We start from the raw sequence: 20,043 nt of genomic DNA, 5'->3' as shown, positions 1-20,043 counted from the left end.
CTGTTCGGCGCCCACCTTATCGTCACAGGCTGCGCAGGCGTCGGCATAGCTCAGCCACAAGTCGCTGACCAACGCCTGCCTACCCTGGCCTGCCACCTGCTCCAGCAACTGCCGCAGAGGCTCGCGTACATCTTCGCCCTGCACACGATCCAGCTGCAGCAATAGCGCCTTGAATCGAGGGATAAGCTCGGGGAAATTTGGCGTCGGCAGCACGGCTTTAACCCGCTGCGCATAACCCAATACCCGCGTCGCTGCTACGCGCGCCCGCGCATAGTGGCCCTGGGCAATCCACAGATGACTGCTAGCCAGCAACAGGGGACCGCGGTACAGGGTTTCATTGACGCGCTGACGCTGCATCTGCCGTTCGGCCTGCCCAAGGTGCGCAAAGGCTGTGGCCATATCGCCCTGCCCCATCGCCAACTCGGCCAGACCGAGGTAGCCATGAAACGCACCTGGATCGCCACAGGCGAAGGCATGTTCAAGCCCACGCTGCAGCGCTGCCTGCGCTTCATCCGCACGGTTCTGGCGCAGCTGCAGACGCCCCAGGCGCAGTTCAAGCCGCGCCAGCACCGGCGTGTTGCGCAAGGCGGTCGGCGCAGTTGCCGTCAGCACCCGCTGCAGCAGCGCTTCGGCACGGGCAAACTCACCGCGCGTTTCCAGCAACAAGGCGTGATCCAGTTCCAGCAGGGCTTCAAACACTGGGTTGCCATGCAGGCGTGCCTGCTTCAAGGCTTCAAAACTGAGTTTCTGTGCCACCTCCAGCTGACCTTCGCCAATGGCTACCAGGGTCAATGCCGAACGGCACAACAACGCCTGCGACCACGCGCTTTGCGGCAGCCCTTGCAGAGCATCATGCAGGTGGGCGCGAGCATCCACGGCACAGACTCGGCCGTAGGCAATGATGCCCTGGATGGCTTGCCAGTGAGCGAACAGCTCACGGGTTCGCGCGCCATCGCTGCGCGGCTGAAAACGTGCCAGCTGATTGATACAGGCCTGCGCCTCATCCAGACGGCCGACCAGCAGCAACACCCAGGCGTTGAGCAGAATCAGCCGCGGCGTACTGCACAGCAGGCTGTCCGGTAGCTCGCTGCGCCAACGCAGAATCAACGCCAGGTCCTGACCTTGCAGCACCTGTTCTTCGGTAAAACGCTCAAGAAAACTACCGGCCACGTCCGGTTGACCGGCCAGCAAGGCATGCTCCACCGCTGCGCGAATATCACCATGGCTGGCAAACCACTGACTGGCATGCACATGCAACGCGCTGCACGGCAGGTGTTGCGCCTGCCGCTGCAGCAAACGGGCCAGCGGTGGGAACAGCACATACCAGCCCTTGGCCGCATCGAGTTCCTGAATAAACACACCGCGCTCGATCAGCGCGCGTAACCACTGCGCGCCCTCGCCCACACCAAACAGGTGCTCACACAACGCCGGGTTGAAGCGCGGCAATTGGGCCAGCTGCTGAAGCATCTGCAACAGCTCATCCGGCAACCCTTGCAACACTTCGCGCTCGACATACTCAGCGAGCAGTTGGTCATGCTCACCCTCCTGCGGCGCGCCCAGTGCAGTCGGTTCGGCCTGAGCCGCCAGCAGACGCAGGCGCAAGGCCGCCGGCCAGCCCTGGGTCAACTCATGCAGATCGTGCGCCCAGGCACTGCGGGCTGAGTCCAGCTGCTGCAGCCAGGCCAGCACTTCCGCTTCGCTGAACGCCAGTTCGCTGGCGCCCAGTTCAAGCAGCTCGCCCTCCAACAACAGGCGCGAGAGGTTGCATGCCGGACGCCGGCGACTCCCCAGCCACCAGCAGATACCAGGCGGGGTGATCATCAGCAGTTGATTGAGAAAACCATCGAGGGCGTGATTCGGCTGCGCCGAGTAGTCATTGAGCATGATCCACAGCAGCCGCGACTCCTGCGCCAGGGTCGCCAGCAGCTCGCCACTGCTGAGGTCTGCGGGGTAGTCGAGCAGCTTGCTGAGCTGCTGAACCAGTTGCTCGGCGCACAGATCTTCGCCAGCGCAGGTCAGCCAGAGCAGACGGTAATCGGCCGGGCACTCACGGGCGCAGTCGGCCAGCAACACGGTTTTGCCAAAGCCGGCCGGGCCAACCAGCAAACGCAGGCGGCAGTCGTGCGCGAGCAGCCGCTGTTGCACAGATAACCGGGAGATATGCCCAGGCGGCGGGCGCTGCACGCTGCCACAGGACGACGCTGCGGCGCTTTGCGGGAAAGGCGCTAATGCGTTCATGACGGCTCGATTTATTGTTCTTGCAGGAACCGGATCTTTGCAGGCTAAACCTCAATGCCTATCGCTCACAGCTCTATCACGACAGGTGATGGCGGGCGATAAAAAAGGCGGCCCGCAGGCCGCCCAATTACGGAGTAACACGTGCAGGTTATTAGCCTAGCGAACGCCGGAGCTGCGCAGTGCGGCGGGCGTGTAGTCGGCGGCGGTGGCTTTGAAACCAAAGTTATACGCCGACTTCTCTTCGTTTTTCATGCCCAGTGCCAGGTAACGACCGGCCACCAGGTCATACAGCGCCTCAAGGGTGTAGCCCGGCACTTGATGGTTGTAGTAGTGCTGCGCATGGCCTTCGGCAACACGCCAAAGCTGACCACGACCGTCGTAATGATCAACCAGCGCTATCTGCCAGCTGTCCTCATCGACATACATGTGGCGCTTGGCATAGATATGCCGCTCACCGCTCTTCAGCGTGGCAACCACTTCCCAAACCCGGTGCAGCTCGTAACGAGCCAGGTCCTGATTGATATGCCCGGCCTTGATCACGTCGTCGTACTTCAGTGACGGCGAATCAAGCTTGTAGCTGTTGTAGGGGATATACATCTCCTTCTTGCCGACCAGTTGCCAGTCGTAACGATCTGGCGCCCCGGAGAACAGGTCGAAGTTGTCGGCGGTACGCATACCATCGGCGGCAGTACCTGGGCCGTCATAGGCCACCTGCGGAGCGCGGCGCACACGGCGCTGACCGGCGTTGTAGATCCACGCCAGGCGCGGCTCCTTGACCTGGTCGATGGTCTCGTGAACCAGCAGCACGTTACCGGCCAAGCGCGACGGTGCAGTCACTCGCTGCTTGAAATACAGCAAGACATTGCTGCCCTTGGCCGGATCAAGATCGGGCATATCCGCCGGGAAGGCCACTTCATCTTCAAACTTGACCAGGCTGTAGGAGCCATTGGTCTGCGGCGTCGCCTGAGTCACCACGCGGCGGGTGTTACCGCCACGGTAACGGGTGATGTGGTTCCAGATCACCTCAACGCCTGTCTTGGGAATGGGAAAGGCGTAGTAACGGCTGGCATTGAAGTTCTGCAGGCCATTACCACCGTCTACGGGCGTGGTATTGACCGCACTGACCTTGGCCGCATTGGCAATCGCTGCGGGCACGGAGGTGGTTCGATGCGAGGGGTAAACCGGGATCTTGTAGCTATCCGCGTAGCGCTTGAGCATGGCCATCTGGCCGGCTGACAGTTTGTCTTTGTACTGCTCGGCATTGGCTGCGGTAATCGTAAAAAGAGGTTGCTCAGCGGCATAGGGGTCAGCGAGAAACCCCTTGCCATCGACAGCCGCCGCACTGGTAGACAGACCACCATCCCAGGCAGGGATACTGCCATCGGCGTTGCCAGCCATTTCCCCGCCCAGCGGCGTCAGGCTGGTACCCAACTGAGCCGCTTCTTGTTCAGAGACTGCGGCCATCACACTGCTGGCTAACAAAGTCAGCAGCAGCGCACCAGCTTGCAGGATTCTTGTATTTTTCATGGTGTACGGATCCTTTTGCACTGCGTTGATCAGAAGTTCACACCAAAGCTCAGGGCAACAAAGTCACGGTCGACGTTGGTGTTGTAATCACCACCAAAGAAGTCGGTGTAACTGAGGCTGGCGTTATAGGTGTTCTGGTAGTCAGCGTTCAGGCCCAGGCTCACCGCCTTACTGCCCTCGCTGAAGTTGGGGCCATAACCATCAACGTCATGCGACCAAGCAATGCTCGGCGTCAAATTGACCCCGGCGAAAACGTTGCTGTATTCGGCACTGGCCCGTAGGCGGTAGCCCCAGGAGCTGCTGGTGAAGAAGCCGTCGTCATTACATTGATCAGGGTTGGCGGTATTCACTCCTGCGGTACAGGTCGTATTGGGGGTGAGCTGGCCAATGCCATAGACAGGATCGCGGCCGAAGCGCAGCTCACCGAGATCATCACTGATACCGCTGACATGGTTGTAACCCACCTCACCCAGCAGGGTCAGGCGACTTGCCCCCAGAACCCGGTCGAAAAACTGCACCGCCGTGACTTGCGCCTGGGTCACCGGCTTGCGCACGTAACCGGATACTTCCTCGCCCACGGCATTGCGGCCATGACCACTGGTGAATACCGGTGAAAAACCCTGGCGCAGAGATGCAAAGGTCATATCAGTGGAGTTGATGCCGATCGGCATGTTTGGCCGGTAACTGAGTTCACCCGACAATGCCGTGCCATCGATGTTGGTCTGGAAGCTGACGCCATACAGGCGAATATCTTCCGGATACTCCAGAAAGTAGCGGGCAGCCTGTGGCGCTCCCGTGCCGACAATGATGCTGCCGTTCGGGGTACGGCTGTGGTAATTCATCGCGTACAGGCCGAACTCGGTGTCATTCAACGACTCGGCAAACCAGCGCAGGGCAACGCCAAACTGTCCGCTGTCACGCGCATCACGATCACCCGCGCGCGGAATGAAGACGGGATTGCCCGGCGCACCGGTGTTGTTTGACGCGTCCGGCGCGACATCAGCCCCGGCGACAACCAGGCGGTCGTTACAGCCATCGGCGGCCGTGTCGCTGGGCGCGAAGAACGTTCCGCAGTTATCGATAACGGTCTGGTCCCACTCCAGCTGGTAGAACGCCTCCATGCTGATGGAGTCGGTCAAGCTCTGCGACACATAGAGCATGTTGACCGGAATCAGTCCTTCCTTGATCTCCGCGCCAGGCCGGCGGAACGCTGCAGCATCCACGGGGTTGATCGAGTTGATCGAGTTACCGATAAAAGTACTCTCACCCCAGCTGACCACTTGCTTACCAACCCGCACACTGCCCGGCATGCTGCCCAGGTTGTAGTTGTGATAGATGAAGGCATCGAGAATTTCCGCGCCGGAGGCCTGTGCCGCCGCCTTGCGGTTGTGGTCGTCGATGTCATACAGCAGACGGCTTTCGTCCTTGGTCTCGAAGTCGTACCAATACTTGCCGCGAATAAACACGCCGGTATCGCCGTACTTCAATTCAAGGTCGTGAATGCCTTTGAAAATCTTCGAAAAGGTTTCGCCTTTCTTGAAGTTCAGGCGCCCGTCATCGTTGGTCTGAGAAGAAGCCTTGCCGCCGTTACGTGTACCGATAAAGTCCGGATCGGCACCGCGCACGCTCCAACTGGCCCCCACAGAAAGCGATGAGTCGAACTGCGCCTCGACCTCCCCGATATTGAATGTAATAGCCTGGACAGGCGCGACACAGCCAACAGCAATGGCAATCGCCAAAACGCTGGGCTGGAAGATGGCATGTCTTGTTCTTGTTCTCATGCGGCTCTCCTGGAAAGCGGGTTTCGTGTTGAGGCTCCACGCTACTCAGCCGTCTTAAGCGGGATAAGCGCCCGAAAGAGGTATTTGCCCTGTCAGCCGAAAGAGTGAATACGCCTCTGGAAAGCCGCTCTTCAGCCGGCCCATCGACCCGTTCAATGGCGCTTTATAGGGCGGGTGAATGGCCCTGGCGGTTCAGCAGAGGGATTGGCCGCTATCGGCAGAGCAATCCTGACGCCTTACAGCATCAGCACCGGAGTTGATCACGGACTCCGCCAACACATGTATTGAATTAAATACACCGTAACGAAAGCGACACAAAGCATTCAGCCCGCGACGCTAGAGCCTTTGCGCTGTGCCTTATGGATGAATCGATCATGTGCGTATCGAAATCGCTACAACCGCTATAAAACCCAGCACCTAAAAACAACTTAAGTTGTTGTTTTTATTGATAAAAACAACAATGGCACCACCCTTGCTATGGTCTTTCCACCTTCCGCTCGTGCCCAGCACGTGCGTCCAGCACATCGCCCCCAACAGAAAGGGCGAGTCACCACCCTTGAGGAGTTCACATGAGCGAATTGCGTTTTACCGTTGAGCACGAATGGCTGCGTCAGGATGCCGATGGTCTGGTTACTGTGGGCATCACCGCCTATGCCCAGGAAGCCCTGGGTGACGTGGTATTCGTCCAGTTGCCGGAAGCCCAGAGCTACGCTGAAGGCGCTGAAGTGGCCGTGCTGGAATCGGTAAAAGCGGCGAGCAATATCGCCATGCCGCTGGACGGTGAGGTGGTTGAGGTCAATGGCGAGCTAGAATCCAGCCCTGAGCTGGTCAACGAAGACCCCCTGGGCAAGGGTTGGTTCTTCCGTTTCCGTCCGGCCAATGCCAGCGCGGTAGCCGACCTGCTCGACCAGGCCGCCTACGAGCGCCTGCTCAACGCCAATGCTGATGCCTGAGAGATTGCAATGACCAAGCTGACCACCCAGAACGAATTTGTCGCCCGCCATATCGGCCCACGTGACGCCGATACTGCGGCCATGCTCGAACTGCTCGGCTACGCCAGCATCGACGCGCTGACCGATAACGTCATCCCCGAGAGCATCAAAGGCACCAGCGTGCTGGGTGCTCAGCCAGGCCTGTCGGAAGCCGACGCCCTGGCCAAGATCAAGACCATCGCGGCCAAGAACCAGCAGTTCAAGACCTATATCGGTCAGGGCTACTACGGCACCCTGACGCCGAGCCCGATCCTGCGCAACCTGCTGGAAAACCCGGCCTGGTACACCGCCTATACCCCATACCAGCCAGAGATTTCCCAGGGCCGTTTGGAATCCTTGCTGAACTTCCAGACCCTGATCAGCGACCTTACCGGTATGCAGATCGCCAACGCATCCTTGCTGGATGAAGCCACCGCCGCCGCCGAGGCCATGACCTTCTGCAAGCGCCTGTCGAAGAACAAGGCCAGCAACGCCTTCTTCGCATCCATGCATTGCCACCCGCAGACCCTCGACGTGCTGCGCACCCGTGCCGAGCCGCTGGGCATTGAAGTGGTCATCGGTGACGAAGCCGCGATCACCGACGCCAGCGCCTACTTTGGTGCGCTGCTGCAATACCCGGCGAGCAATGGCGACATCTTCGACTACCGCGAACTGGTTGTGCGCTTCCACGCCGCCAACGCCCTGGTAGCCGTAGCTGCCGATCTGCTGGCCTTGACCCTACTCACCGCGCCGGGCGAATTTGGTGCCGACGTGGCCCTGGGCAGCGCGCAGCGCTTCGGTGTGCCGCTGGGCTTCGGTGGCCCGCACGCTGCCTACTTTGCCACCCGCGACGCATTCAAGCGCGACATGCCGGGCCGCCTGGTCGGCATGTCGATCGACCGTTTCGGCAAGCCGGCCCTGCGCCTGGCCATGCAGACTCGCGAGCAGCATATCCGCCGCGAGAAGGCCACCAGTAATATCTGTACCGCCCAGGTGCTGCTGGCCAACATCGCCAGCATGTACGCCGTGTACCACGGCCCGAAAGGCCTGGTGCAAATCGCCCAACGCGTACACCAGTTCACCGCGATTCTGGCCAAGGGCCTGCGTGCTCTGGGTTACAGCGTTGAGCAGGAGTTCTTCTTCGACACCCTGACCCTGGCCACCGCCGGCAAAACCGCTGCCCTGCACGCCGCTGCACGCAAGGCCGGCATCAACCTGCGCGAAATCGACGGCGAGCGCCTGGGCCTGTCCCTGGATGAAACCACCGACCAGGCGGCCATCGAAGCGCTGCTGGCGGTATTCGCCGAAGGCAAAGCTGTTCCAGCCTTCGCCGAACTGGCTGCCGGTGTAATCGCCCAGCTGCCAAAAGGCCTGCTGCGCGAAAGCGAAATCCTCAGCCACCCCGTGTTCAATCGCTACCACAGCGAAACCGAGCTGATGCGCTACCTGCGCAAGCTGGCAGACAAGGACCTGGCGCTGGACCGCAGCATGATCCCGCTGGGCTCCTGCACCATGAAGCTCAACGCCGCCAGCGAAATGATCCCGGTGACCTGGGCCGAGTTCGGCAACCTGCACCCCTTTGCCCCGGTCGAACAGAGCCAGGGTTACAGCCAGCTGACCACTGAACTGGAAGCCATGCTCTGCGCAGCCACCGGTTACGACGGCATCTCCCTGCAGCCGAACGCCGGCTCCCAGGGCGAGTACGCCGGCCTCTTGGCCATTCGCGCTTACCACCTGAGCCGCGGCGATGATCAGCGCGATATCTGCCTGATCCCGCAATCGGCCCACGGCACCAACCCGGCGACCGCCAGCATGGCCGGTATGCGCGTGGTGGTGACTGCCTGCGATAGCAGTGGCAACGTCGATATTGCCGACCTCAAGGCCAAGGCCGAAGAGCACAAAGACCGCCTCGCGGCACTGATGATTACCTACCCGTCGACCCACGGTGTGTTCGAGGAAGGCATCCGCGAGATCTGCCAGATCATTCACGACAACGGCGGCCAGGTGTATATCGACGGCGCCAACATGAACGCCATGGTCGGCCTGTGTGCCCCGGGCAAGTTCGGCGGCGACGTCTCGCACCTGAACCTGCACAAGACCTTCTGCATCCCGCACGGCGGTGGTGGCCCAGGCGTCGGCCCGATTGGCGTGAAAGGGCACCTGATTCCGTTCCTGCCTGGCCACGGCCATATGGCCCGCAAGGAAGGTGCAGTCAGCGCCGCGCCATTCGGCAGCGCCAGCATCCTGCCAATCACCTGGATGTATATCAGCATGATGGGCGGCGAAGGCCTCAAGCGCGCTTCGCAAATGGCCATCCTGAATGCCAACTACATCGCCCGCCGTCTGGAAGAGCACTACCCCGTGCTGTATTCAGGCAGCAACGGCCTGGTGGCGCACGAGTGCATTCTGGATATCCGTCCGATCAAGGACAGCAGCGGCATCAGCGTCGATGACGTGGCCAAGCGCCTGATCGACTTCGGCTTCCACGCCCCGACCATGTCCTTCCCGGTCGCCGGCACCCTGATGATCGAGCCGACCGAAAGCGAATCCAAGGAAGAGCTGGACCGTTTCTGCGACGCCATGATCGCCATCCGCAACGAGATTCGTGCGGTGGAGGCTGGCCAGTTGGATGCCAACGACAACCCGCTGAAAAACGCTCCACACACCGCCCTGGAACTGACTGGCGAGTGGACTCACGGCTACAGCCGCGAGCAGGCCGTATACCCAGTGGCCAGCCTGATCGAGGCCAAGTACTGGCCGCCGGTCGGCCGCGTGGACAACGTGTTTGGCGACCGCAACCTGATCTGCGCCTGCCCGTCCATCGAGGCGTACCAGGACGCGTGATAACAGTCCGCGGCCCGGAACGCAACCGGGCCGCGGGACTGCTTTCTCCCCAATTTTCGACTCACCTCTACCCGAGGCGGGTTAGCTGCACCTCATATAAAAACCAGAGGGCCTCACCATGTTCAGCAAGCACGACCAACTGCAAGGCTACGATGATGCCCTGCTCGCCGCGATCAACGCCGAAGAGCAGCGCCAGGAAGACCATATCGAGCTGATTGCTTCGGAAAACTACTGCAGCCAGCGCGTCATGCAGGCCCAGGGCAGCGGGCTGACCAACAAGTACGCCGAAGGCTACCCGGCTAAGCGCTACTACGGCGGTTGTGAGCATGTCGACAAGGTCGAGGCGCTGGCCATCGAGCGCGCCAAGCAGCTGTTCGCCGCCGACTACGCCAACGTGCAGCCGCACTCCGGCTCCTCGGCCAATAGCGCGGTGTACCTGGCCCTGCTCAATGCCGGCGATACCATCCTCGGCATGAGCCTGGCCCATGGCGGCCACCTGACCCACGGGGCCAAGGTGTCGTCCTCCGGCAAGCTGTACAACGCGGTGCAGTACGGCATCGACGAGAACGGCCTGATCGATTACGCCGAGGTTGAGCGCCTGGCCGTCGAACATAAGCCGAAGATTATCGTCGCCGGTTTCTCCGCTTATTCGCGCACCCTGGACTTCGCCCATTTCCGCGCCATCGCCGACAAGGTCGGTGCACTGCTGTTTGTCGATATGGCCCACGTCGCCGGCCTGGCCGCAGCTGGCCTGTACCCCAACCCGCTTCCTTTCGCCGATGTGGTCACCACCACAACGCACAAGACCCTGCGCGGCCCACGTGGCGGTTTGATCCTGACCAAGGCCAACGAAGAGATCGAGAAGAAGCTTAACTCCGCGGTGTTCCCTGGCAGCCAGGGCGGCCCACTGATGCATGTGATCGCAGCCAAGGCCGTGTGCTTCAAGGAAGCGTTGGAGCCTGGCTTCAAGACCTACCAGCAGCAGGTGGTCGACAACGCCCAGGCGATGGCCGAAGTGTTCGTTGCGCGCGGTTTTGATGTGGTCTCCGGCGGCACCGACAACCACCTGATGCTGGTCAGTCTGATCAAGCAGGGCCTCACCGGCAAGGCGGCGGACGCGGCACTGGGTGCGGCGCATATCACGGTAAACAAGAACGCAGTGCCGAATGACCCGCAGTCGCCGTTTGTCACCTCCGGCGTCCGCATCGGCACCCCGGCAGTCACCACCCGCGGCTTCAAGCAGGGGGAATGCCGTGCCCTGGCCGGCTGGATCTGCGACATCCTCGACGACTTGGAAAACCCGGCGGTAATTGAGCGCGTTCGTGGTCAGGTGGCGGACCTATGCGCCAGCTTCCCGGTCTACGCTGACTAGGACGGCACGCAGTTTTTGCCACTAGCGGCGCGGTTATCCCGCGCGCTGTATCAACGCCGCCTCACAAGGGCGGCAGCAAAACACGCAGTCGGAGCAAACATGTCACTTAGCGTTTTTGACCTCTTCAAGATCGGCATTGGCCCGTCCAGCTCGCATACGGTCGGCCCGATGTTGGCAGCCGTACGCTTTGCTGAAGGCCTGCGCCGCGATCAACTGCTGGCCACAACCGACAGCGTCAAAGTAGAGTTGTACGGCTCACTCGGTGCCACCGGCAAAGGTCACGGCAGCGATAAAGCCGTGCTGCTCGGCCTGGAAGGCGAACAGCCGGACAGCGTCGACACCAGTAACGTCGACGCCCGCCTGGCGGCGATTCGCAGCAGCGGTGAACTCAACCTGCTCGGCGAAAAGCCCATCCGTTTTGTCGAGAAACAACACCTGGCGATGATCCGCAAGCCGCTGCCCTTTCACCCCAACGGCATGATCTTTCGCGCCTTCGACGCCGCCGGCTTGCAGATCCGTTCGCGCGAGTATTACTCGGTAGGCGGCGGCTTCGTTGTCGATGAGCAGGCCGCCGGGGCCGACCGCATCGTCGAAGACACGACTGCTCTGCAATACCCCTTTACCACTGGCAAACAGCTGCTGGCGCACTGCGCCGAGCACAACCTGTCGATCAGCCAGGTGATGCGGGCCAACGAGACAGCCTGGCGACCGGAAGCCGAGACCCGCGCGCGCCTGCTGCATATCTGGCAGGTGATGCAGGATTGCGTCGAAGCCGGTTGTCGCAACGAAGGCATCATGCCCGGCGGGCTCAAGGTCAAGCGCCGCGCCGCCGCCCTGCACCGCCAGCTGTGCAAGCACCCGGAAGCCAGCCTGCGCGATGCGTTGAGCGTGCTCGACTGGGTCAACCTCTATGCCTTGGCGGTAAACGAGGAAAACGCCAGCGGCGGGCGCGTGGTCACCGCCCCGACCAATGGCGCGGCCGGTATCGTGCCGGCGGTGCTGCATTACTACAGCCGCTTTATCCCCAGCTCCAACGACGACGGCGTGGTGCGTTTTCTGCTCACCGCCGCCGCCATTGGCATTCTCTACAAGGAAAACGCCTCGATCTCCGGGGCCGAAGTCGGCTGCCAGGGCGAAGTCGGCGTGGCCTGTTCGATGGCCGCAGGCGCCTTGTGCGAAGTGCTCGGCGGCAGCGTCAACCAAGTGGAGAACGCCGCCGAGATCGGCATGGAACATAACCTCGGGCTAACCTGCGACCCTATTGGTGGGCTGGTGCAGGTGCCCTGCATCGAGCGCAACGCCATGGGCTCGGTGAAGGCGATCAATGCCGCACGCATGGCCCTGCGCGGCGACGGTCAGCATTTCGTATCGCTAGACAAGGTAATCCGCACCATGCGCCAGACCGGCGCCGACATGAACAACAAATACAAGGAAACCGCCCGCGGCGGACTGGCCGTGAACATTGTCGAGTGCTAAAGCCAACGACCATACAACCCTGTAGGAGCGAGCTTGCTCGCAATACTTTTAGCTCGCGCCTACAAAAACGATCTATACCGACATGGAGAACCGCATGACCACTGAAACCCTGGCGAAAACCCCGCTACATGCCCTGCATCTCGAACTGGGCGCGCGCATGGTGCCGTTCGCCGGCTACGACATGCCGGTGCAGTACCCGCTCGGGGTGATGAAGGAACACCTGCACACCCGCGAAGCTGCCGGCCTGTTCGACGTCTCGCATATGGGCCAGATTGTCCTGCGTGGTGCAAATTCCGCCAAGGCACTGGAAACCCTGGTGCCGGTAGACATCATCGACCTGCCCGTGGGCATGCAGCGCTACGCCATGTTCACCGATGACAACGGCGGTATCCTCGACGACCTGATGGTTGCCAACCTGGGTAACGACACGCTGTTCCTGGTGGTCAACGCCGCCTGCAAGGACCAGGATCTGGCTCACCTGCAAAAGCATATTGGCAGCCAATGCGAGATCGAAAGCCTGTTCGAGGCGCGTGCCCTGCTCGCCCTGCAAGGCCCGCAAGCCGTCGATGTGCTGGCGCGCCTGGCACCTGAAGTGGCGAAGATGACCTTTATGCAATTCGCCCCAGTGCGTCTGCTCGGCGTCGACTGCTACGTCAGCCGCTCCGGCTACACCGGCGAAGATGGCTTCGAAATCTCGGTACCGTGTGAGCACACCGAAACCCTGGCGCGCAGCCTGCTGGCAGAACCGGAAGTAGCCGCCATTGGCCTCGGCGCCCGCGACTCGCTGCGTCTGGAAGCCGGCCTGTGCCTGTATGGCCACGACATGAGCACCAGCACCACACCGATCGAAGCCAGCCTGCTGTGGGCCATGTCCAAGCCACGCCGCGCCGATGGCGCCCGTGCTGGCGGCTTCCCCGGTGCAGAACGAATCTTCGCCCAGCAACAACAAGGCGTTGCCAGCAAGCGCGTCGGCCTGCTGCCGCAGGAGCGTGTACCGGTGCGTGAAGGCGCAGAAATCGTCGATGCCGATGGCAATGTGATCGGCACCGTCTGCAGCGGCGGCTTCGGCCCAACCCTGGCTGCGCCGGTAGCCATGGGCTATGTGCAGAACAGCCATATCGCCCTGGATACCGAGGTATGGGCCATGGTGCGCGGCAAACGCGTGGCGATGAAAGTGGCCAAGACCCCGTTTGTGCCGCAGCGCTACTACCGCGGCTAAAGCGACCTTAGCGACAATCCTGGCGGGCAGCCCCTGCCCGCCAGCGCCCTGTTATTCGCGCAGCTGCCCGACCATGGCGGCTGCCACACTCAGTACATCCTTGCCCAACTGCATCGAACGCGCACTACTCCAGCCGGTCTGAGGGTTGGGACGGTCATCGTGATCCTTGAATGGCATTTCGATGGTAAAGGCCAGGCAATCAAACTCCATGCCCACTGCGTTGCAGGCCAGGCTGGTGTTGGCCTGGCCGAACTGATCGGGCGTGTAGCCGAAGGTGGTCTGGAATTCGGCACCGTTATCGATCAGCAACTGCTTGAACTGATTTTCCAGACGTTGCAGGCGCGGGCTATAGCCGGGGTTGCCTTCACAGCCGGCGACAAACACGTGAGGAATTTCCTCATCACCGTGGATATCCAGAAACAGATCGACGCCCACCGCGCGCATCTGCTGCTGGACGAAATACACCTCAGGGCTGTCCGCCTCACTGGCTGACTGCCAGGCACGGTTAAGGTCGCGCCCAGCGACGTTGGTACGCAGATGACCACGGAACGCGCCATCCGGATTCATGTTCGGCACCAGGTACAGATCGGCCTGCTCCAACAGCGTATTCAGCTCGGCATCATCACGTCGCTGCAAACGCTCAAGCAGCCCCTGCATAAACCACTCGGCCATATGCTCACCGGGATGCTGCTGGGCGATCAGCCAGATCTTGCGCTGTGCCTGTGGATTGCGGCTGATGTGCAGCAACTCGATGGGCCGGCCTTCAATGCTCTTGCCTGTGGCAAACAGCTCGGCGCCCGCCAAACGCTGCGCATCCTCGATCAACTGGCTATGGCGCTCGCGGCTGTAGGGCTCGAAATAGGCGAACCAGATCTGCCCGTGCTGCGGCTCGATGTCGAACTTCAGCGCGCCCTCTTCAAAGCGGCTGGGCACCCGAAACCAGTCGCGCTGATCGTAAGAAGCCACGGCGTGGTAACCGCTCCAGGCATTCTTGTACGACGACTGCCCGGCATTGCCCAGGCTGAAGCCGTAACGCTGCCCAGGCTGCAAGCCCTCGACTTTGAAGTGGAGCCACTGGAAATGCCCACTGTTGAGGTCCGGACGAATCGCCAGCTGCACCTGCTGTGGGTTGCTGGCGTCGATGACCTCGATATTGCCGCTGTCGAAGTTGGAGCTGATCTGCATGGATACCTCGAAGGCCTGGGTTCGCGGGGAAGCGCGTAGATGGCCAAGAATCGCAGCTCTGGCGCGCGGGCGAAACGCTGCAGGCGACAAACTGATATGGATTCTGCAACCTGCACGGGACGATCAATGCAGCCAACAGCTCGACCTCCACGCAACTTGCATGCGAGGCTGCAATCTGCTGTTTACTCGCTACAGGCTCGACGTAACGCTCAACACCAACTCAAGGGAGCAGAAACGCGCATGAACATTGCCCCACTACACCACCGCCCACTGTTGTTGCTGCTCTGCGCAGGCCTGCTGCTGGGCGGCTGCGCCAACCAAGCGGAACAAAACCAGACCGAACAGCCCACCCAGCAAGCAGATGCCCCCCGCGGAAACAGCGCCGCCGAGGCCAACCTGCGCAGCCAGGCCAACCGTGGCGATCTCGACAGCCAGTTCCAGCTCGGCAGCCTGTACTTCGTCGGCAATCCGAACAAGGACCTCAAGCAGGCCGAATACTGGTGGAAGCTCGCCGCCGACAAGGGCCACGCCATGGCCGCCGTCAGCCTGGCCTACCTGTACACCGGCCGCGACAACCCGGACTTCAACAACCCACAACAGATGCTCAAGTACCTCAACCAGTCCGCCGCTGGCGGCAACCCGATGGCCCAGCACATCCTCGGCAGCCTCTACCTACGGGGCGAACAAGGCGTACCGCTGGACGCCAATCAGGCCCGACGCCTGTTCACCAGCGCCTGCCAGCAGAATTACAGTGCCAGTTGCACAGCACTGCAGGAGATGCCCTGAAACCTCGACTCAGGTTTCGATGGACTTGCTCGCAGCCTGGTCATCCGGCTTAGTCTGCGGCTGCTCGGATTGCTGTGACTCAGCCTCTTCAACGGGCTTGCCCAGCCACTCATTGGTTGATTGCTGCACCTCGTCCACCTGCTTGTTGAGCTCTTTCACGGTTTCATCAACCGCCTCGCGCGCGACATCCACAACGGCCTTTTCAACGAGTTCCTGCGCCGATTGTTCAGCCACTTCGCAACCAACCAGGCCGATCAGCAACAGCCCCAGCCCACCCATTTGCATCGACTTACGCATAACGTTCTCCATAGCAGCCATTAACGGCCTGATTTGCGGGCGTGCCCCAGTAGCCACCACCTTGATTGATCAACCGATCTAATCAACTGCGCAAAGGGACCTACCAGTGCGGGCGCAAATGTAGGGAGGCATGCGGGTTTACTCAATTGCTCAGAGTTTGCAAGGTATTACCAAGCAAGCAGGCCCAACATTGGCAGTGAAAATACGCTGAACAAAACCAGTCCCGCCCCAGCAAGCGTCAACAAGTGCTAGGCATACGCACTCACACAAGGTTAATAATCCAACCATTGCAATTAGCCACACCCAGGCAATACAGCGTCTGCAAGCGTTCATCGCAACTAAAGGATTAAGTCGTGTTGTTACGCCATGCCCTGCTCACACTGATCGCCTTGATTGCTTCCCGTAATTCGGCGGCTGAGAACCTGCATTTTGTAACCGAGGAGTTCCCACCCTTCAGTTACTCGCGCGGTGCAACTGCCAGCGGCGCACTGCCTGATATAGTCGAAGCCACCTGCCGCACCTTGCAGTGGCAATGCCATATTGAAGTACTGCCTTGGCGCCGTGCCCTACAGCAGGCCGAAGATGGTGAAGTGGATGGCATTTTCACCGTGATTCAATCTCCCGCACGGCGCCAGGCATTCCGTATTACTCCTATGCTGGTGACCTCCGGCTACGACTTCTACACCCTGCGCTCAAGCAACTTCCACTACAGTCAGCCAGGCGATTTGCAAGGCCGCCAGGTCCGCGTGTACGGCCCGTCAGGCACCTCATTCGTATTGCAGGAAAGCCTGAAGAACACACCGGATGTCGAAGTTAAACTGGTGACCAACAACCATCGCCTGCTGTTGATACTCACTGCTGGGCGCTTTGGTGAGCGAGGCGTCGTTGTACTTAATCGCGATGTTGCCCGCCACTTGATTGAGCATGAATATCTCTACGCGCTGCGTAACGCCGGACATTTGACGTCAATTTCATACGGCATTGGTTTTTCCCGCAAGAAAGTCACGCCTGCGCAGTTTCAGGCATTCAATCGCGGGCTGAGAACGTTGCGCAATAACGGCCAGCTTGCAACCATTGTGCAACGTTACGGTCTACAACCTGCCAACTAAGCAGGCTGGACATTTAACTTGGCTTCGCCATAATTGCCGAGCGCAGCCTAATTAACGGCGGCGGCAAAAACTGAGTGCAACACCTGATCTTTCCGATACGGTGCTGCCCCTATGTCTTATTCCGAACTCAGCGTTGAAGAGCGCGCCACTATTCAAATCGGTCATGCCCAAGGCTTTAGCCTGCGCAAGATTGCCCACCTGATCAACCGATCCCCCTCGACTATCAGTCGCGAGTTGCGCCGTAATCGAGAGGTCTGCGGTCGTTACTCGGCCCGTGCGGCGCAGCAGCAGATGAGAGCCCGGCGCCAAGTCTGCCGGCCCAAGCGAAAGCTGCTGCCCGGTAGTGAACGCTTCGAGTTGGTGACCCATATGCTGCGTGAGCGTTTGTCTCCCGAGCAGATTGCCGGCAAGCTGCGCAGCATGAACATACCCAGCCTCAGAGATGCCTACGTCTGTCGCGAGACGATCTATACCGCGATCTATGCCTTGCCGGTCGGCGAGCTGCGTAAGGAGCTGATTATCTGCCTGCGCCAAAGCAAGACGACGCGCAGGCCGCGCTCTGGCGGCGTGGATCGACGTGGCCAGCTCCCGGAGCTGGTCAGTATTCACGTGCGCCCGCCGGAGATTGAAGACCGCCTGATGCCGGGCCACTGGGAAGGCGACCTTATCAAGGGCAAGGCCAACGCCTCGTCGGTCGGCACCTTGGTAGAACGCACCAGTGGCTACCTGATGCTGATCAAGATGAACGATGCGACGGCGACCTCGGCGATGGAAGGTTTCAGCGCCGCACTCAATCGTATGCCGCTGGCGATGCGTAAGAGCATGACCTACGACCAGGGCCGGGAGATGGCGCGGCACGCCGAGATCACCCAGAGAACCGGCATAGCGATCTACTTCTGCGACCCACACAGCCCCTGGCAGCGCGGCAGCAACGAAAACATCAACGGCCTCATTCGCCAGTACCTGCCCAAGGGCACAGACTTGTCGGGACACAGCCAAGAACAGTTGGATGCCATTGCACTGCAACTGAATATGCGGCCGCGTAAGCGCTTCGACTTCAAGTGCCCGATCGAAGTCATGAGCGAAGTAATGCAAGAAGCCATGGCTATGCGGCATGATGCGCCAGCGTCAATTCAATAACCGTGTTGCACTCAGCTCCTGCAACCGCCAACCCTTTAACAAATCTGACAATTCGTTCAGATCATCCACAATTAAAGGGTAAACCAGCGCGGCAATAGTCATTGAAACTATTCGCTACGCTTACTAAATGCGTGAGCTAAAACTGTTTGGCCGTCTCAGGTGCCCAGGCCATATGCCTGGCATCCAGCCAATATTCTGTTCAAGACCATGGGTAACTACGTGACGAAAGACGAACTGCGCGCCGAACTCGAGCGCCAGGCGCAGCGTTACAAGGATGTATACGGCGGGGAAGTGATCACCTACGCCGCTCAACCGGACCCCGAGCGCAAGCCGTGGCGCAAGAAGGCTAACCTTCTCGACCAAGCGTTTGAAAAAGAGCTGGTAAAAATCGAAAAAGAGCTACAAGCCAAGGCAGACGAGACGTCTAACTGACGCCGCGCGGCCCTGATGCCAGATACCTGGCCATCCCTGATCGGGATGGCCACTGGTTCAACGTCCCTTGCCCCCCATCAGCGACCCCAGCAGACCACGCACCAGTTGCCGGCCGATCTGATTGGCGGCTTGGCGCATGGCCGTTTTCATCACCTGACTGGCCAGACCGCCAAGCAGCTCACCCGCTGCGCTACCAATCCCGCCGCCTGACTCGACCTTCTTGCTCGCGGCGCTAGGCTTACTTGGCTGTGCCTGTTGGGCGGCCTGCTCAGCACGGGCGGTCAGCAATTCATAGGCAGACTCGCGATCGATTGGCTTGTCGTAGCGGCCACGCAACGGCGACTGCTGAATCAAGGCCACGCGCTCGGCCTCACTCAGCGGCCCAATACGTGACTGTGGTGGTGCCACGGCTACGCGCTGAACCATAGCCGGTGTGCCTTTGGCTTCCAGCGTGCCAACCAGGGCTTCACCGATACCCAGCTCGGTAAGCACCGTCAACGTGTCGATGGCCGGATTGGGCCGGAAGCCATCGGCCACCGCACGCAGCGACTTCTGCTCTTTGGCGGTAAAGGCGCGCAGGCCGTGCTGGATGCGCAAACCAAGCTGCGCCAACACATCATCCGGCAGGTCGCCTGGCGATTGGGTGACGAAATACACTCCCACGCCTTTCGAGCGGATCAACCGCACCACCTGCTCCAGGCGCTCCTGCAAGGCCTTCGGGGTATCGGCAAACAGCAAGTGCGCTTCGTCAAAGAACAGCGCCAGCAAAGGCTTGTCGGCATCACCACGCTCCGGCAACTGCTCGAACAGCTCGGCCAGCAGCCAGAGCAAGAAGGTTGCATAGACCTTCGGTGCCTCGTGCACCAGGCGACTGGCGTCGAGCAGATGAATACGCCCGCGACCATCGCGGTCCGGATGCAGAATGTCTTCCAGCTGCAACGCCGGCTCGCCAAACAACGCATCTGCACCCTGCTGTTCCAGGCCCGCCAATTTGCGCAGCAGGGCTTGCGATGACGTAGCGGTAAATAGCGCGCTGTCTTCACCCAGCACTTCAGGGTGACTTTTCAGGTGCGCCAACAGCGCCTTGAGATCTTTCAGATCGAGCAGCAGCAAACCTTCGCGGTCCGCTACTTTAAACGCAGCATAGAGTGCGGCTTGCTGACTGTCGGTCAGCTCCAGCAGCGCACCGAGCAGCAAAGGCCCCATTTCGCTCAGGGTGGTGCGCAGTGGGTGGCCGCTCTTGCCGTGCACATCCCACAGGGTTACCGGATAGGCCATCGGCTGATGATTGAGCCAGGGCATGCTGGCGATGCGTTCGGCCACTTTGCCTTGCGGCGCGCCGGAAGTCCCCAGGCCACAGAGATCCCCCTTCACGTCCGCGGCAAACACTGCCACACCGGCATCACTGAAAGTTTCGATCAAGCGCTGCAGGGTCACCGTTTTGCCAGTGCCCGTGGCGCCGGCAATCAGCCCATGTCGATTGGCCAGACGCAATGCCTGCCCCACCGGCAGCCCCTGAAGATCGGCCCCCACAACAAACTGATCGGTTTGCGCCATCTTGTTATCTCCGTGGTTAAAGCTTTACTGCAATCAAGCCGACATAGTCAGCATCGCCGCACGTCGGTGGTGCCATTGCCTTACATCGGCCCAAGACTGATGCCAGAAC

The 20,043-nt window shown here is 60.6% G+C and carries 14 protein-coding genes and 1 pseudogene; 9 read left to right on the top strand and 6 right to left on the bottom strand.

The genetic code is table 11. From position 1 onward, the window contains the following. Positions 1-72 precede the first annotated feature (72 nt). The 3 genes and pseudogenes from BLW24_RS27155 to BLW24_RS11990 all read right to left on the bottom strand — a co-directional run. Positions 73-1,821, bottom strand: a pseudogene (locus tag BLW24_RS27155) (winged helix-turn-helix domain-containing protein); the annotation flags it as partial. A 573-nt stretch (positions 1,822-2,394) separates the two neighbouring features. Further along, a complete protein-coding gene (locus BLW24_RS11995; protein WP_090380836.1) occupies positions 2,395-3,765 on the bottom strand; it encodes a DUF1329 domain-containing protein in 1,371 nt (456 codons plus the stop codon). Positions 3,766-3,794: 29 nt separating this feature from the next. After that, positions 3,795-5,546, bottom strand: a complete 1,752-nt coding sequence (locus tag BLW24_RS11990) for a DUF1302 domain-containing protein (RefSeq protein ID WP_090380833.1) — start codon at positions 5,544-5,546, stop codon at positions 3,795-3,797. 569 nt (positions 5,547-6,115) lie between these two features. Here BLW24_RS11990 and gcvH point away from each other — a divergent pair. From gcvH to gcvT, 5 genes are all read left to right on the top strand, one after another. Next, the gene (gene gcvH, locus BLW24_RS11985) at positions 6,116-6,499 is read left to right on the top strand and encodes a glycine cleavage system protein GcvH (RefSeq protein WP_090380831.1); all 384 of its coding nucleotides are present in this window, start codon (positions 6,116-6,118) and stop codon (positions 6,497-6,499) included. Between the two features lie 9 nt (positions 6,500-6,508). After that, positions 6,509-9,361 carry an aminomethyl-transferring glycine dehydrogenase gene (gene gcvP / locus BLW24_RS11980; protein WP_090380828.1) on the top strand — a complete coding sequence of 951 codons (2,853 nt, stop codon included), beginning with the start codon at positions 6,509-6,511 and terminating at the stop codon, positions 9,359-9,361. Between the two features lie 118 nt (positions 9,362-9,479). Then, the gene (gene glyA / locus BLW24_RS11975) at positions 9,480-10,733 is read left to right on the top strand and encodes a serine hydroxymethyltransferase (protein ID WP_090380825.1); all 1,254 of its coding nucleotides are present in this window, start codon (positions 9,480-9,482) and stop codon (positions 10,731-10,733) included. Between the two features lie 99 nt (positions 10,734-10,832). Continuing rightward, positions 10,833-12,209, top strand: a complete 1,377-nt coding sequence (locus BLW24_RS11970) for an L-serine ammonia-lyase (RefSeq protein ID WP_090380823.1) — start codon at positions 10,833-10,835, stop codon at positions 12,207-12,209. Positions 12,210-12,303: 94 nt separating this feature from the next. Next, the gene (gcvT, locus tag BLW24_RS11965) at positions 12,304-13,428 is read left to right on the top strand and encodes a glycine cleavage system aminomethyltransferase GcvT (protein ID WP_090380820.1); all 1,125 of its coding nucleotides are present in this window, start codon (positions 12,304-12,306) and stop codon (positions 13,426-13,428) included. 51 nt (positions 13,429-13,479) lie between these two features. Here gcvT and BLW24_RS11960 read toward each other — a convergent pair whose 3' ends face one another. Next, the gene (locus tag BLW24_RS11960) at positions 13,480-14,613 is read right to left on the bottom strand and encodes a M14 family metallopeptidase (protein WP_090380818.1); all 1,134 of its coding nucleotides are present in this window, start codon (positions 14,611-14,613) and stop codon (positions 13,480-13,482) included. Between the two features lie 240 nt (positions 14,614-14,853). Between BLW24_RS11960 and BLW24_RS11950 the strand changes: the two genes are divergently transcribed. Next, complete coding sequence (locus BLW24_RS11950) at positions 14,854-15,399, top strand: tetratricopeptide repeat protein (protein WP_090380812.1); 546 nt, start codon at positions 14,854-14,856, stop codon at positions 15,397-15,399. 9 nt (positions 15,400-15,408) lie between these two features. On the opposite strand, the gene BLW24_RS11945 is transcribed toward BLW24_RS11950, so the two are convergent. After that, the gene (locus tag BLW24_RS11945) at positions 15,409-15,696 is read right to left on the bottom strand and encodes a hypothetical protein (RefSeq protein WP_090380809.1); all 288 of its coding nucleotides are present in this window, start codon (positions 15,694-15,696) and stop codon (positions 15,409-15,411) included. Between the two features lie 353 nt (positions 15,697-16,049). On the opposite strand from BLW24_RS11945, the gene BLW24_RS11940 reads away from it, so the two are divergent. The 3 genes from BLW24_RS11940 to BLW24_RS11930 all read left to right on the top strand — a co-directional run bounded on the left by BLW24_RS11940 (position 16,050) and on the right by BLW24_RS11930 (position 18,377). After that, positions 16,050-16,805, top strand: coding sequence for a substrate-binding periplasmic protein (locus tag BLW24_RS11940; protein ID WP_244161150.1), 756 nt, complete (start codon positions 16,050-16,052; stop codon positions 16,803-16,805). 111 nt (positions 16,806-16,916) lie between these two features. Then, a complete protein-coding gene (locus BLW24_RS11935) occupies positions 16,917-17,945 on the top strand; it encodes an IS30 family transposase (RefSeq protein WP_090375993.1) in 1,029 nt (342 codons plus the stop codon). 219 nt (positions 17,946-18,164) lie between these two features. Beyond that, positions 18,165-18,377 (top strand): hypothetical protein, encoded by a 213-nt coding sequence (locus tag BLW24_RS11930; protein ID WP_090387714.1) that lies wholly within the window; start codon positions 18,165-18,167, stop codon positions 18,375-18,377. Positions 18,378-18,434: 57 nt separating this feature from the next. Here the strand turns inward: BLW24_RS11930 and BLW24_RS11925 are convergent, their stop codons facing one another. Continuing rightward, positions 18,435-19,934: a helicase HerA-like domain-containing protein gene (locus BLW24_RS11925; RefSeq protein WP_090380806.1), complete on the bottom strand. Its 1,500-nt coding sequence runs from the start codon at positions 19,932-19,934 to the stop codon at positions 18,435-18,437. Positions 19,935-20,043 lie beyond the last annotated feature (109 nt).

It is taken from the genome of Pseudomonas anguilliseptica, from assembly GCF_900105355.1.
Taxonomy (GTDB): Bacteria; Pseudomonadota; Gammaproteobacteria; order Pseudomonadales; family Pseudomonadaceae; genus Aquipseudomonas; species Aquipseudomonas anguilliseptica.
This window is presented reverse-complemented; position numbering and strand designations above follow the sequence as displayed.